Raw genomic sequence first — 14536 nt, 5'->3', positions numbered from 1 at the left:
TTCAGAAGTTGGGAGGCCGGGCAGTTTAGCGCACGGCCACGGGCTTGGCGGCCGGTTTTTCTTCCTGCATCGGCTTCACGTTGTCGTAGTAGTACCGCTCGATGAGCTTCTGGTAGGGGTCGACGCCGGCTTTGGCGGGCTTCTCGGCGACGACGAAGCGCAGGGTGGTTTCGGACTGGGTGAGCTTGACCTTCTGCATCACCAGGGCCTTGCCGCGCACGTCCCAGGCCTCGCCGGCCGACTTATCGGGCCCGAACACGCCTACGTCCACGTAGTCGCCGACCAGGGGCGTGGCGGCTTCGTTGCCCAGGCTGTCGGAACGGAGCTTTTCGGCTTTGATGGTCAGGGCTACGTCGAACTTACCATCGGGGCGCGGGGTGTAGGTGGCGGTTTTCAGCTCGTTTTTGTAGAGCGTGATGGTTTCGAACATGTCCCGGATCAGGTACTGCAGAGAGTCGGGCGTTTCGCGGCGGATGTAGGCCATCAAATCGGCCGAGTTCGGGTACGGGTCGGTTTTGTAGCGGTTGGCGGCCACAAAGTCGCCGAGGGCCTTGTTGAGCTTCTGCTCCCCGATAAAGTCCTGCAGGGCGTAGAACACCATACCGCCCTTGTAGTAGTGGATGTAGGGCTGGCTTTCCACCAGCATCAGCGGCATTTCCTTTTTGCGCTCCTGCCGGCGGCCGCGCAGGTACTGGTCCAGCTCCCGGCGCATCACCTGCTGCATTTGGGCGGGCGAGAAGTGGTGCTTGCAGGTCATCAGGGCCGAGTATTCGGCCAGCGACTCGATGAGCATGCTGCTGCCCTGCACGTTGGCCCCGATGAGCTGGTGGCCCCACCACTGGTGGCCCAGCTCGTGGTTGGTGATGAAGTAGGTATAGTCGGGCGAATTGGTGTCGCGCGGGTCGTCGATGAAGCCGGCCGACTCGGAGAAGGGCACCGTGTTGGGCTGGCTCTGGGCGAAGCTCTTGTAGCGCGGAAACTCCAGGATGCGAATCTGCCGGAACTGGTAGGGCCCGAAGGCGGCGGCGTAGTACGGCAAGGCGTCGCGCAGGGCCTGGGCCATGCGGCGCACGTTGTAGGGGTGGTGCGGGTCGTGGTAGATTTCGATGGCCACGGGCTGACCGCCGCCCTGGGGCCGCCAGGTTTCGCGGTGCACCTGGTAGCGGGCCGAGAGGATGCCGGTCATGGGCATCATGGGCTCGTCGGCCTTGTACTGGAAGTAGCGGCGGCCGTCCTTGGTCCATTCCCGCTGCAGGTAGCCGGGCGTGACGGCAATCTGGTCGGCATCGGTGCTGATGGTGGCCTGGTAGCGGATGTAGTCGGCGTCGGGGCCGAAGTCGGCGATGCGGCGGCCGCGCGGGTCGTTCAGGCGCAGGGCGCGGTCCTTCGGTTTCAAGCCGTTGCGCTGGCGCACGTTGTCGTCTTCCAGCTCGGCGCCCACCTGGTAGCCGATGCGCAGGCCGGCGTCGCTGAGGAAGGTGCCGTTGGCGGTGAGGCGGTCTTCGGGCGAGATGCTGGCCCAGTCGAACACGCCGGTGCCCTTGAGGCGGGAGGTGAAGCCGCGGGCCTGGTAGCTGATATCGAAGCGCAGGTCCACGGAGTCATTCGGCCGCAGCGGCTGGCGCAGCTGGTAGAGCCGGATGCCGCTGACGGGGTCGTCGCGCAATACCCGGGCGGGGCGGCTCAGGCTCAGCTGGTTGGTGATACTGCGGCTGGGGTCGTAGTTGATCAGCAGCGTGTCGATGGAGCGGTTTTCCTTGTTGCGCAGCGTAAAGGTGCCGCGCATGCGGTAGCCGCGGGGGCTGGCCGTGGGGTACAGGTCGGCGGCCACGTCGATAGCCACGATTTTGGGCTGGGGCAGGCGGGCGAAGCGCTTGTACTTCCGCTCGGTGTCGGCCTGCCGGGCTTCCAGGTCCTTGGGCGTCACGTACTCGTTGAGCACGTTGGTGTTGTAGAACACCCAGCCGCCGGCCGCCAGCGCCACCAGCAGGCAGGCGACCAGGGCGGGCCGCACGCCGGGGGTGCGCAGGCGCTGGCCGAAGAGCCGGGCGCGGCTGCCGAGACTGGTGTCGGTGCCGCGCACCCAGAGCAGGGAGGCCAGCAAAGCCAGCAGCAGCACCCCGGCCAGGTAGTAGAGGTTGACGGCCAGCAGCGGGGCCACCATGTGCCCGTAGCCGTTCATGTCGGAGTAGGTGTAGGGTATGCCCGCGCCGAACTTGAGCAGCACGTGGTGCAGGCCCAGGGCATCGGCCAGCAGGATGACCACCCCGTAGTACACCATCATCAGCGCGTGGCCGACGTACTTGTTATTCACCACCGTCTGCACCACCACGGCCAGGGTGCAGAGCACGGTCAGGTTGGCGGCCTGCAGCAGGAAGTTCTTGAGGTAGAGCAGCGGCTCCACCAGCTCGGGGGCGCGGTAGAGCTGAATGCCCAGGCCCACCAGGCTCAGCACCAGGCTCAGCAGCAGCTGCACGCCCAGCAGGGCCAGCACCTTGCTCACAAAGGGCAGCCAGGTGGCGTAGGGCAAGGCGTCGAACACAAGCTGCAGGCGCACGTCCCGCTCGCGCCACACCAGCTCGCCGGCGTAGATGGTGGTGATGATGAGGAAGAACAGCGTGAAGTTGTCGTTGACCAGGTTCAGAATGAGGTAGGTCACCGGCATCTGAATGCCGCGCGGGTCCTGGTAGGTGAAGTAGGCGTTGAAGAGCACGTAAATCACGCCCAGCAGGGCCAGCGCCCGGAACGGCCAGGCATTGACGACGTTCAGAAACTGCACCCGCGTGAGGCGCCGCAGCTGCCACCAGCCCAGCCCGCCGCCGAAATCCTGCGGGGAGCGGCGCAGCCCGGCGCCGGCCACCACGGCCGGGGCAGCTTCGGCGGCTTGTTTTTTCTGCCGCGTGCGGGGCAGGCCCAGCCGGAAATACGCGCAGCTGGCCAGCAGCACCAGCAGCCCCACCCCGCTCCAGAGCAGGCGGTTTTGCACCAGCTCCCCGCCCAGGTAGTCGAGCAACTTGGTGTTGCGCTCGGCAATGGTCCAGTACTTGGTGTCGGTGCCCTTGGCGGTGAGGCCGAAGGGGTCGAGCAGGGCGAACAGGTGGTCGGAGCTGATTTTGTCGATGAAGATGAACGACACCTGGTACAGCACGAACAGCACTACCCCGCCCAAATACACCACCAGCGGGGAGCGGAACACGAGGTAGGCCGCGAAGAAGATGCAGCCGGCAAACCAGGCGTTGGTCCAGGCCGCGCCCAGCAACGGCACCAGCAGCGCCAGCGGCTGCACCGGGCCCAGCTTGCTGGCCTCCACCCAGGGCATGAGCATGCCCAGCAGCGCCCCGACGGAAATACCCGTCATGATAAACCAGATGGCCAGCAACGAGCCCAGAAACCGGCCGGCGAGGTAGCTGGTCTTGGGCAGCGGCGTGGTGTAGAGCAGCCCGGTCAGCCCGTCCTTGTCGTCGCGGTAAATGGGCGTACCCAGGATGGCCGCCGTGATGAACATGCCGAAGATGGAGGCAACGATGTGCAGCGTGGCCAGCGCGTCGGGCGAGTTGACGTGCACCTTGGCCGAGCCGAAGCCGAAGTCGTCGACGGTCTGCGACAGAAAGCCGGCCAGCACGAAGACGCCGAAGTACAGGTAGGTGCTCGGCTGCGTGAAGCGGAAGCGCAGTTCGAACTTGAAGATGTGGGCGAACATTTTCAATTAATAATTAAGAATGAATAATTAAGAATTGACTGTGCCCGTGGAGGCCCGACCCGCTTTTGCCCCCGCGTCATTATTAATTTTTAATTCTTCATTATTAATTCTCGCCCTGCGGGCGAGCCGGTGGAAGTACACGTCCTCCAGCGTGGCCTCGGCGGGCTGGAAGATGCCGTTGATGGGCGTCTCGCTGAACACGCGCACCACCGGCTGCCCGGCCACCAGCTTGGAGCTGATGACTTCGTGCTGCTCGCGCAGCTGGGCCAGGGCCGCCTTTTCGGTTTTGGTGCGGTACACTTTGCCCCGGATTTCGCCGATGACGTCGTTCGGGCGGCCGGTGGCCACCACCTCGCCCTGAGCAATGATGGCCATGTTGGGGCACAGCTCGGTCACGTCCTCCACAATGTGCGTGCTCAGAATCACCACCACGTTTTCGCCGATTTCGCTGAGCAGGTCGAGGAAGCGGTTGCGCTCCGTGGGGTCGAGGCCGGCAGTGGGCTCATCCACGATGATGAGCTGCGGGGAGCCCAGCAGGGCCACGGCAATGCCGAAGCGCTGCCGCATGCCGCCGGAGTAGCCGCCCACGGCTTTCTTGCGGGCGTCCCAGAGGTTGGTTTGCTGCAGCAGGTTCTCCACGGCGGCCTTGCGCTCCGCCCCTGCCCGAATGCCCTTGAGCCCGGCGAAGTAGTCGAGCAGCACCTCGGCCGACACGCTGGGGTAGAGCCCGAACTCCTGGGGCAGGTAGCCCAGCACCCGGCGCACCTTTTCCTTCTCGCGCAGCACGTCGATGTCGCCGAGCTGGATGCTGCCGGTATCGGGCTCCTGCAGGGTGGCAATGGTGCGCATGAGCGAGGATTTGCCCGCGCCGTTGGGCCCGAGCAGGCCGAACATGCCGTTGGGAATGGTCAGCGTTACGTCGCGCAGGGCCTGCACGCCGTTGGGGTAGGTTTTCGAGAGGTGTTGGATGCGGAGTTCCATGCAGCTGAGAGAGTTAGGTCGTCAGCTGCAAGGTGAGGTATTTTAAAGCAGGATGGTTTCGCACATGTAACTTTTTGATTCGTGCATGTAACTTTTCGACCCTGCGGCCCCGGCAGGCAACATCAGAGGAAGACGCGGACTGTTCGCAGCTCCTACCCTTCGCCAAAAGCCGGGAGCAAAATGAGCGGGCCTTTCTTCAGCTCCAGCCTGGGCGGCCGGGCGTTTGCGCCGTACTTTTAGCGTCGCTCGTTTTCTTGCTGCCGATGCCCTTGTTTTCGTTTCATGCTGCGCGTCTGGCCGCGGCCGGCCTGCTGCTCACACTGGCCCTGAGTGCCCGCGCCCAGCACTTCACTCCCGCCCCGCGCGACACCTCCTTTACCACGCACAGCGCCTTCGTAAAAGCGAAGAAGCAGCACCCCAGCATCACGGTGGCCCGCCCGCCGGTACCCAAGAACGTGCGGACGGCCCCGGGCCTGACCTACTGCACCCTGCCCGGCGGCCGGGAGCTGAAGCTCGACGTGTTCTACCCCAAGGCGAAGCGCCGGCAGCAGTTTCCGGCGGTGCTCATCGTGCACGGGGGCGGCTGGCGCAGCGGCGACCGGGCCCAGCACCACCCGCTGGCCCAGCAGCTGGCCGCCCGCGGCTACGTGGCCCTCACGGCCGAGTACCGGCTGAGCACCGAGGCGCCCTACCCGGCGGCGGTGCAGGATCTGAAAACGGCCGTCCGCTGGCTGCGCGCCCACGCCCGCAGCTACCACATCGACACGACGCGGGTGGCCAGCTGGGGCTTCTCGGCCGGCGGGCAGCTGGCCGCGCTGCTGGGCACCACCAATGGGGACCCGCTGTTCGAGGCCGGCCCCTGCTACCGCAGCCGCAGCAGCCGGGTGCAGGCCATCGTGGATGCCGACGGCACGCTGGCCTTCATTCACCCCGAGTCGGGGGAGGGCGACGACCGGAAGGGCCCCTCGGCGGCCACGCTCTGGTTCGGCGCCTCGAAAACGGAGCGGCCCGACCTCTGGCAGCAGGCGGCTCCGCTCAACCACGTCTCGGCCCAGACGCCGCCCATCCTGTTCATCAACAGCGGCGTGGCCCGCATGCACGCCGGCCGCGACGACCTGCGCCGGCAGCTCGACGCGCTGGGCATTTACAGCGAGGTGCAAGGTTTCCCGGAGGCGCCCCACCCCTTTCCGCTGTTCAACCCCTGGTTTGAGCCGACGGTGCAGTACACGGTGAATTTTCTGAACAAGGTGTTCGGGAAGTAGCCCCAGATGTGGTAGCGTCGGCACATAGAACGTCATCCTGAGCGCAGCGAAGGACCTTCCTCCAACCTCGCACCAACTGAAAAGCGCAGCCATCAACGCCCAATCGTTCGGGCCGAGGTGGCTGCGCTTCTTTTGCGCTGACGACATAACGTCGGCACTTCGTTGGTAGCGGCGGTGCAGGGTTCGAGGAAGGTCCTTCGCCTTTGGCTCAGGATGACGTGCTGCCCCCAAACCCGCGGGCCACGTTTTTTTCCGCACCTTCGCGGCCTCAGTCGTATAACCGACCCGCGGCGGCCACGACGGCCCCGTGTATTCCAACCCCAACCCCATGGAACTGACCTCGCTCAAGCAGCAAATCAGCTACATCATCGGCCGCGACCTGGCCGGTAACTTCGCCCAGCAGGGCCTCGACCTGGACATCGACGTGCTGGCCGCCAGCCTCAAGGATGCCCTCAGCGGCAAGCCCAGCCAACTCTCGCCCCAGCAGATGCAGCAGGCCATGCAGCAGTTTCAGCAAATGATGCAGGGCGAAGACGAAGAGCCGCAGGACGCCGGCTCGGGCAGCGAAAACAAAGCCGCCGGCGAAGCCTTCCTGGCCGAAAACGGCAAGAAACCCGGCGTGACCACCCTGCCCAGCGGCCTGCAGTACGAGGTGCTGACGGAAGGCTCGGGCCCCAAGCCCGGCCCGCGCAGCTCCGTAACGACGCACTACCACGGCACGCTCATTAACGGCAAGGTGTTCGACAGCAGCTACCAGCGCGGCGAGCCGGCCACCTTCGGCGTCAACCAGGTTATTGCCGGCTGGACGGAAGCCCTGCAGCTGATGCCCGAAGGCTCGAAGTGGCGCCTCTACATTCCCTCGAACCTGGCCTACGGCTCGCGCGGTGCCGGCGGCGCCATCGGCCCCGACTCAGCCTTGGTGTTCGACGTGGAGCTGCTGAAAGTGAACTAAGTGTTGGGGTGACAGGTAACACGTGACAAGTGACAGGTACAGGTGAGGGCGGCTGGTGCGGGCCTGACTGAATGGCCGACCGGGCGAAGCGGCATACCGCTTGACGCCTCCCCCAAACCCTATCACCTGTTACCTGTCACGTGTTACGTGTCACCCAAAACGCATGGAGCAGCCCGACTTCTACAGCTACTACACCCCGCCCACGCTGCCACCGCCCCGCCCGCCCGTGCAGAGCGAGGACGGCCGCTGGCTCCTCACCGACGATGAGCTGACCCTGGACGGGCGCCACTACAGCCTGCTGGAGCTGGAGCGCGTGTCGGTGCAGCGGGTGCGCTGGCTGCTGTGGCTGCTGACGGGGGCCTTCGTGCTGGGCGGCTCTACGCTGGCGTTTCTGCAGGACTGGATTCGGACCACCACGGCTATGCTGGGCATGGGCCTTGGGCTGCTGGTGCTGATGTGGGGCTGGCGCGGGGCCAACCGGGTACGCCTGAGTCGGCTCGGCCAGGAAGCCGCCCACCACGCCCTGCCCGGGGAGCTGCCGGCCTGGCAGCGCCTGGCCGCCGAAACCAACGTGCGCATTCACCAGCGCCACCAGCGCGCCGCCCAGGAGGCTATGGCCCTGCTGGCCGCCCAGCAAGCCGCCGAAGAAGCCGCCCGGGCCGCCGCCGCAGCGGCTGCGTGGCCCTACCCCGACTTTCCGACCGACGAGCCGCCAACTGGTCCGAGCGGCACCTAAAGCCCCGCGGCCGCGGACCAAAGTGCGGCCGCTCATTACCTTTGCCCGCCTCATTTTTCCGAGGTCCTCCTATTCTTCGTTGTCGCGCCCCTCATGAGTGACACCAAAACCCTAGCGGACGGCAAGGCCGGCTCCGCGCACCACGCCCACACGGCTATTTCGACGGCCGGGCTGCTCATTGCCCTCGGCATTATCTACGGCGACATCGGCACCTCGCCGCTGTACGTGATGAAGGCCATCGTGCCGGGCGTCATCACCAGAGACCTGGTATACGGCGGCATTTCGGCCGTGCTCTGGACGCTCACGCTGCAGACCACCGTCAAGTACGTGCTGCTCACGCTCAATGCGGACAACAACGGCGAAGGCGGCATTTTCTCGCTCTACGCCCTGGTGCGGCGGCGCGGCGGCTGGCTCTCGGCCGTGGCCATCGTGGGCGGCGCGGCCCTGCTGGCCGACGGGGTCATCACCCCGCCGATTTCGGTATCCTCGGCCATTGAGGGACTGGAAACGGTGTATCCGCACCTGCCCACGCAGTACATCGTCATTGCCATTCTGTGCGGGCTGTTCCTGCTGCAGAGCTTCGGCACGCAAATCGTGGGCAAGGCCTTCGGACCGATTATGTTCCTGTGGTTCACCATGCTGGCGGTGCTGGGCGTGTACGGCATTGCGCAGTACCCGGGCATTCTGCAGGCCATCAACCCCTACTACGCCTACAACATGCTGGTGAACACGCCCGGCGGGTTCTGGCTGCTGGGGGCCGTGTTTCTGTGCACCACCGGGGCCGAGGCCCTGTACTCCGACCTGGGCCACTGCGGCAAGGGCAACATCCGCATCAGCTGGACCTTCGTGAAGCTCTGCCTGCTGCTGAACTACTTCGGGCAGGGTGCCTGGCTGATGAACCACGAGGGGCAGGCCCTGGCCGGCAAAAACCCCTTCTTCGCCCTGATGCCCGAGTGGTTCCTGCTCATCGGCATCGGCATTGCCACCATTGCCGCCATCATTGCCTCCCAGGCGCTGATTACCGGCTCGTTTACGCTGGTGGCCGAGGCCATCCGCCTGAACATGTGGCCCAAGGTGAAGCTGAACTACCCCACCGACGTGAAGGGGCAGCTCTACGTGCCGAGCATGAACCGCCTGCTGCTGCTGGGCTGCATTGCGGTGGTGCTCTACTTCCAGAAGTCCGAAAACATGGAAGCGGCCTACGGCCTGGCCATTACCATCACCATGCTCATGACCACCCTGCTGCTGAGCATGTGGCTGCGCACCAAGCGCGTACCCATGGCGCTGATTGTGCTGTTCGTGCTGGTGTACGGCGGCATCGAGGGCTCCTTCCTGGTGGCCAACCTCATCAAGTTCCCGCACGGCGGCTGGGTATCGGTGGCCATCAGCCTGTGCCTGATTGCGGTGATGTACGTGTGGCTGCGGGCCTACTACATCAAGCGCCGCCTGACGGAATTCGTCCGCATCGACCCGTACATGGACGCGCTGAAGGAGCTGAGCAACGACGACTCGATTCCGAAGTACGCCACCCACCTGGTGTTCATGTCCTCGGCCGAGCGGCAGACGGAAATCGAGTCGAAAATCATCTACTCCATCTTCCAGAAACGGCCCAAGCGCGCCGACATCTACTGGTTTGTGCACGTGGACACCACCGACGAGCCGTACACGATGGAGTACAAAGTGACCGAGCTGGCCCCCAACGACGCCTTCCGCGTGACCTTCCGCCTCGGCTTCCGCGTGGAGCAGCGCATCAACCTGTACTTCCGCAAAGTGGTGGAGGACCTGGTGCGCAACAAGGAAGTGGACATTACCTCCCGCTACGAGTCGCTGAGCAAGCAGCACGTCACCGGCGACTTCCGCTTCGTGGTGCTGGAGAAGTTCCTCTCGGTCGAAAACGAATTCCCCTTCGTGGAGAATTTGGTCATGCAGGCCTATTTCTACATCAAGCAGTTCATTGCTTCCGAGGACAAGTACTTCGGGCTGGACACCTCCTCGGTGAAAATTGAGAAGGTGCCGCTCATCATCACCCCGACGCGCAACGTATCCCTGAAGCGGGTGTACTAGCGGGCGTCCACGCCGCCAGCGTCGTAGCGCGAACCGCAGGTCAGCGGAGCTAAGCTCTGCTTCGCGTATTCAGAACGACTCGTTGAACCGCAAGCGTCGAACTCGTTCTGCGACAAACGCGCGGAATACGCGAAGCAGAGCTTAGCTCCGCTGACCTGCGGTTCGCGCTACGACGCTTACGACTGACGCACGACCCATAAAAAGGCCGCTCCCGGTACCGGGAGCGGCCTTTTTTGCATCTAACCTGGCCGTAATCAGGCGGTAATATTCTAAAAATGAAGCCCTAAACTGTTATGCATGTTGCAATACTCACGGATTTTTCGTGACTTACCCGCACGTTCTCATTCTCACCCAAAACACCTTTATGACCAACTTTACCCGATACGCCGCGGCCGCGGCGTTGCTGTGGCTGGGCGCCTGCCAGACCCAGGACGAAGAAATGGCCCGCGTGCAGCCCGAGCCGGAAATAGTCGGCGAAGCCCTGAGCACCAGCCAGCTCGACGAGCAGATCTGGGCCCGCGTGCGCCAGACCGGTAGCTACGACTGGCGCCAAGCCTCCGACCACGTCGTGTGGAGCGCCCTGCAGCGCTCCGACCAGGTGCTGAGCGTGGGCTACGCCCCGGCCGGCACCAGCCCCGAAGAGCTGCCCGAACGCGCCGCCGACGATGCCGATTACCAGCAGGCCCGCCAGCAGGTGCTCCAGCTGATTGTGGAGCTGGAGCGCCGCGCCGACCCCACGGTGACGGCCGAGAGAATCGTGGTGTTCGACCAGGCCACGCTGCCGGTGCTCACGGTACGCGTGCGGCAGCTGGCCACGGTGCAGGCCCTGCGCCGCTCCCCGCTGGTGCGCTACGCCGAGCCGATGGGCTACGAGCCGGGCCGCGACGTGGCCAACCGCACCCTGAGCAGCAGCGGCTGCGGCTCCAACACCGCCACCGCCGGCCTAGTCGCCGGCTCCGACTACACCGTACTGACGGGCGGCAGCAAGTCTTCCTGGAACCAGGCCGACGTGTACCACGGCATCCGCGCGGCCTGGACGCAGAGCACCGGCCGCGGCATCAAAATGGTCATCATCGACTCGGGCTCCTCCGACGCGCAGGACAACCTGGGCGCGGCCTTCAACCAGGGCCTGAGCACCGGCCGCACCATCGAGCGGCTGGTGACCTTGCCGCGCAATAGTCTCTTCGGCATTCCCTACGGCGCGGCCGAAACCCCCAACGACGGCTGCGGCCACGGCACCAGCATGGCCGGCGCCGCCGCCGCGCCCCGCGGCACCGACGGGGCTTCGGTGGGCATTGCCTACAACGCCAACCTCATTACCATCCGCGCCGCCGAGGACGTGTTTCTCGATGCCTCGCGCGAGGTGCAGGGCGTAGCCGACGCCTTCACGCTGGCCGCCAATCGGGCCGACGTGCGCATCATCTCGATGAGCATGGGCCGCGTGACCAGCTCCTCCCAGATGGCCGACGCCATCCGCTACGCCTACGGGCGCGGCAAGCTCATCTTCTGCGCCGCCGGCACTTCCTTCGACTGGTCGGCCGGCTGGGTGGGCGTCATCTTCCCGGCCAGCCTGGGCGAAGCCGTGGCCGTGACGGGCGTCAAAGACAACCTCACCACCCGCTGCGACGAGTGCCACACCGGCGCCGACGTGGAATTCACCGTGGTGATGCAGCGCACCAGCAACAACCTGCGCCCCCTGTCCCTGGCCATGAGCGGCGACGCCCCCAGCACCGTCGGCGGCTCCTCCGTAGCTACCGCCTCCATGGCCGGTATGGCCGCCGTCGTCTGGAGCCGCTACCCCACCGAAACCCGGGACCAGATCAAAGCCCGCCTGATTGCGGCCAGCTCCAACGCCAGCAACCGCAGCACGAGCTTCGGCTACGGCCGCGTGAACCTGGCCCGCGCCGTGGGCGCCGTAGTGCAGTAAGCCAGTGCGGAACTGGCCCGGAACTGGCGCCGGTTTAGCTCCGCAGGAGCGTAACCGGTGCCGAAAATAAGGCAGGCTTTCAGCCTGCGCGGGGCGCCCGCCTGATTCTGCCGGACCGACACCACAACGCCGCACGCAGGTTGAAAACCTGCTTTATAACAGGCACCGGTTACGCTTCACTGCGTTTCGCTAAACCGGCGCCAGCCCCAACAAAAAGCCCCGCCGGAGCATTCCGACGGGGCTTTTTTGAGCCATGAGAACGAAGCCCTACTGCGGCAGCTGCAGCCACTTACGGCGCACGACCAGCTGCTCCGGCGAAGCCTCCGGTGCCATTTCGATGCGGTAGCGGGTGGTGGTGCTGGCCAGCAGCGGAATGGTCAGCTCCCGCAGCTGTCCGTCGCGGGTGACGAGCAGGCGCACCGAGCTGCCCACCGGCCGGGCAGCCAGGCTTTGCACGATGTCCGTTGGGGGGCGCATGCCGTCCACGGCCACGATTTCGTCGCCGGTGTTCAGGCCGCCCTGCCAGGCGCTGCCGTCGCGCAGCACGGTGCTGACCACGGCCTTGCCGGTGCTGGTAGAAACCGAGGCGCCCAGGGAAGCATCCGAGCCGGTGGCGGTGGCCAGGCGCAGGCCGGCGTAGCCCAGGGCCCCTTCGTAGTCGAGCCGTTTGGTGCCGTACACCGACTGCTGGAAGAACTCGTCGAAGCGGCGGCCGGCTACTTTGGCCACGGCGTCCTGGTACTCCGCGTCGGTGAAGCCCCGGCCCAGCTTCTTGTAGTACTGGTCGTAGAGGTAGCGCATCACGTCGTCGAGGCTCTTCTGGCCCTTGGTGGCGTTGATGACCATCAGATCCAGCACCGCCCCGATAACCTCGCCCTTGTCGTAGTAGCTGATGGTGGAGTTGGGCGAGTTTTCGTTGGGCCGGTAGTATTTGATCCAGGCGTCCCAGCTGGCTTCGGCGGCCGACTGCATCCGATTGCCGGGCGTGTTTTCTACCCGCGTGATGCCCGTGGCCAGCTGGTCGAGGTACTGCTGGGGCTTCTGGAAGCCGGCCCGCTGCACGATGAGGTTGGAGAAGTACTCGGTGCCACCCTCGCTCATCCAGAGCATGTGGGTGTAGTTTTCCTTGTCGTAGTCGAAGGGGCCCAGCGCGATGGGGCGGATGCGCTTCACGTTCCAGAGGTGGAAATACTCGTGCGCGGCCAGCCCCAGAATGCCCTCGTAGCCTGCCGGCGTGGTGTAGGCGTTGCGCGAGACTTCCAGCGTGGTCGAGTACAGGTGCTCCAGGCCCCCGCCGCCGCGCTCCAGGTTGTGCACGATGAACAGGTAGCGGTCCAGCGGGTTCTGGCCCACCACTTTCTGCGCCGTCTCGCAGATGCGCTTGAAGTCGGCCACCACGCGCTGCTCGTCGTAGCTGGCCTGCCCGTACATGGCAATGCGGTGCGGCGTACCGTTCACGTCGAAGCTGAGCACCTTGTGGTTACCGATTTCGATGGGCGAGTCGGCTAGCTCGTCGTAGTTCGACGAGAGGAAGGTAAACGAGGGCCCGGCCTGCGTGGCTGGCTTCAGGCTGGTCGACACCTCTTTCCAGCCCTCAAACGGCCGCACCTCCACCTGGGCCGGCAGCTGCTTCTGCCCCTCGGGGTACATGAACACGCTGGTGCCATTAAGGTAGCCGTGCGAGGCGTCCACGAAGCTGGTGCGCACGCTCAGCTCGTTGGCGTACACGCGGTAGCGCACCGTAAAGTCCTTCTGGCCCTGGTGCGTGATGCGCCAGGTGTTCTTGTTGATTTTATCGACCTGCAGCTGCTTGCCGCCGGCCTGGGCCGTGAAGCCCTCCACGTTCTTGGCAAACTCGCGCACCAGGTAGGAGCCCGGCGCCCACACCGGCATCTTCACGTCGGTCGAGCGGCCGGAGAAGCCGCTGAGCTGCATTTCAACTTCGAAGTAGTGCGTCTGCGGGGCCGGCATGGCCAGCACGTAGCGCAGCGTGGGGGCCGCCAGGGCCGAAGCCGAGGCCAGCAAACCCAGCGCCGCCGTTGCGCCCAGGCGGCGCAAAGTGGTATTGAGCATGAAAAACGGTGGAGTGAGTGAATCCGCAGCCACTGACGGCGCCGGTGCCGCGGGGCTGCAAAATACGCCGGAAAATCCCCACTGCCGCGGGTCTGTGGGGCCCCGCGCAACGCCCGCCGCGCGCCTTGCGTTAGGCAAACGCCGGCCGGCGTCTCCACACCTGCGCCCGGGCTGGCCCGAATTATGCGTATCGTTTGGCTCATGTTTGGAGCCCTGATGACCATTCTGCTGGCCGTGTTCGGCTGGCAGCAGCTACGCCCCGAGGCCCCCGTGCCCGCCAGCGGCGACCTGCCCCCCGTGCGCGCCGTGGTATACCGCGCCGCCACCGCCCCCCGCCGCCTCGCCTCCCAGGACCGCCGCGACCAGCTCGTGAGCTTCGCCCTGCGCCAGCTCGGCAAGGCCTATTGCTACGCTGGCACCACCCCCGAGGGCGGCTTCGACTGCTCCGGCTTCCTCACCTACGTCTACGGGCAGTTCAACATCGACGTGCCGCACTCCTCCGCGCTACAGTACAAAACCGGCTCGGCCGTACCCCGCGCCGAAGCCCGCAAGGGCGACCTGATCATCTTCACCGGCACAGCCAAGGACGCCACCACGCCCGGCCATGCGGGCATCGTCATCTCGGAGCCCGGCCAGCCCCTGCGCTTCGTGCACTCCTCCTCCTCCAAGCGCGACCCGGGCGTAAAAATCAGCCAGGTCGACGGCACCGACTACGAGCGGCGCTTCCTGGGCATCCGGCGGGTACTGTGATAAATGGTCAAATGGCTGGATGGCTAAATGGCTGGTCGTTCTAACGGTTTCGTTGAACGACCAGCCATTTAGCCATCCAGCCATTTGACCA

The 14536-nt window shown here is 65.3% G+C and carries 9 protein-coding genes; 6 read left to right on the top strand and 3 right to left on the bottom strand.

What is annotated here, in order from left to right; all coding sequences use genetic code 11:
- Positions 1 to 25: 25 nt before the first annotated feature.
- A complete protein-coding gene (locus EJV47_RS22780) occupies positions 26 to 3700 on the bottom strand; it encodes an ABC transporter permease/M1 family aminopeptidase (protein ID WP_243651284.1) in 3675 nt (1224 codons plus the stop codon).
- 27 nt (positions 3701 to 3727) lie between these two features.
- Positions 3728 to 4681, bottom strand: coding sequence for an ABC transporter ATP-binding protein (locus tag EJV47_RS22775; protein WP_126695520.1), 954 nt, complete (start codon positions 4679 to 4681; stop codon positions 3728 to 3730).
- A 263-nt stretch (positions 4682 to 4944) separates the two neighbouring features.
- On the opposite strand from EJV47_RS22775, the gene EJV47_RS22770 reads away from it, so the two are divergent.
- The 5 genes from EJV47_RS22770 to EJV47_RS22750 all read left to right on the top strand — a co-directional run bounded on the left by EJV47_RS22770 (position 4945) and on the right by EJV47_RS22750 (position 11622).
- Positions 4945 to 5943, top strand: a complete 999-nt coding sequence (locus EJV47_RS22770; protein ID WP_126695519.1) for an alpha/beta hydrolase — start codon at positions 4945 to 4947, stop codon at positions 5941 to 5943.
- A 328-nt stretch (positions 5944 to 6271) separates the two neighbouring features.
- Positions 6272 to 6895, top strand: coding sequence for a BamJ family beta-barrel-assembly machinery protein (gene bamJ / locus EJV47_RS22765; protein ID WP_126695518.1), 624 nt, complete (start codon positions 6272 to 6274; stop codon positions 6893 to 6895).
- Between the two features lie 163 nt (positions 6896 to 7058).
- Positions 7059 to 7631, top strand: coding sequence for a hypothetical protein (locus tag EJV47_RS22760; RefSeq protein ID WP_126695517.1), 573 nt, complete (start codon positions 7059 to 7061; stop codon positions 7629 to 7631).
- Positions 7632 to 7724: 93 nt separating this feature from the next.
- Positions 7725 to 9695, top strand: coding sequence for a KUP/HAK/KT family potassium transporter (locus EJV47_RS22755; protein ID WP_126695516.1), 1971 nt, complete (start codon positions 7725 to 7727; stop codon positions 9693 to 9695).
- 364 nt (positions 9696 to 10059) lie between these two features.
- Complete coding sequence (locus EJV47_RS22750; protein ID WP_126695515.1) at positions 10060 to 11622, top strand: S8 family peptidase; 1563 nt, start codon at positions 10060 to 10062, stop codon at positions 11620 to 11622.
- A 267-nt stretch (positions 11623 to 11889) separates the two neighbouring features.
- Here EJV47_RS22750 and EJV47_RS22745 read toward each other — a convergent pair whose 3' ends face one another.
- Entirely contained in the window at positions 11890 to 13695 is a 1806-nt protein-coding gene (locus EJV47_RS22745) for a M61 family metallopeptidase (protein ID WP_126695514.1), read from the bottom strand.
- Positions 13696 to 13896: 201 nt separating this feature from the next.
- On the opposite strand from EJV47_RS22745, the gene EJV47_RS22740 reads away from it, so the two are divergent.
- A complete protein-coding gene (locus EJV47_RS22740) occupies positions 13897 to 14445 on the top strand; it encodes a C40 family peptidase (RefSeq protein WP_165903890.1) in 549 nt (182 codons plus the stop codon).
- Positions 14446 to 14536: the final 91 nt, after the last annotated feature.

The sequence above is a fragment of the Hymenobacter gummosus genome, from assembly GCF_003970915.1.
In the GTDB taxonomy this organism is placed as follows: domain Bacteria; phylum Bacteroidota; class Bacteroidia; order Cytophagales; family Hymenobacteraceae; genus Solirubrum; species Solirubrum gummosum.
The sequence above is the reverse complement of the archived record's forward strand: the minus strand, read 5'-3'. Positions and strand labels throughout refer to the sequence as shown.

Bases quoted from the DNA above. Each gene is read 5' to 3' on its own strand.
- EJV47_RS22750 (WP_126695515.1), top strand. From the start codon at position 10,060: ATGACCAACTTTACCCGATACGCCGCGGCCGCGGCGTTGCTGTGGCTG.
- EJV47_RS22755 (WP_126695516.1), top strand. From the start codon at position 7,725: ATGAGTGACACCAAAACCCTAGCGGACGGCAAGGCCGGCTCCGCGCAC.
- EJV47_RS22770 (WP_126695519.1), top strand. From the start codon at position 4,945: ATGCCCTTGTTTTCGTTTCATGCTGCGCGTCTGGCCGCGGCCGGCCTG.
- bamJ (WP_126695518.1), top strand. From the start codon at position 6,272: ATGGAACTGACCTCGCTCAAGCAGCAAATCAGCTACATCATCGGCCGC.
- EJV47_RS22780 (WP_243651284.1), bottom strand. From the start codon at position 3,700: ATGTTCGCCCACATCTTCAAGTTCGAACTGCGCTTCCGCTTCACGCAG.
- EJV47_RS22775 (WP_126695520.1), bottom strand. From the start codon at position 4,681: ATGGAACTCCGCATCCAACACCTCTCGAAAACCTACCCCAACGGCGTG.
- EJV47_RS22745 (WP_126695514.1), bottom strand. From the start codon at position 13,695: ATGCTCAATACCACTTTGCGCCGCCTGGGCGCAACGGCGGCGCTGGGT.
- EJV47_RS22760 (WP_126695517.1), top strand. From the start codon at position 7,059: ATGGAGCAGCCCGACTTCTACAGCTACTACACCCCGCCCACGCTGCCA.
- EJV47_RS22740 (WP_165903890.1), top strand. From the start codon at position 13,897: ATGTTTGGAGCCCTGATGACCATTCTGCTGGCCGTGTTCGGCTGGCAG.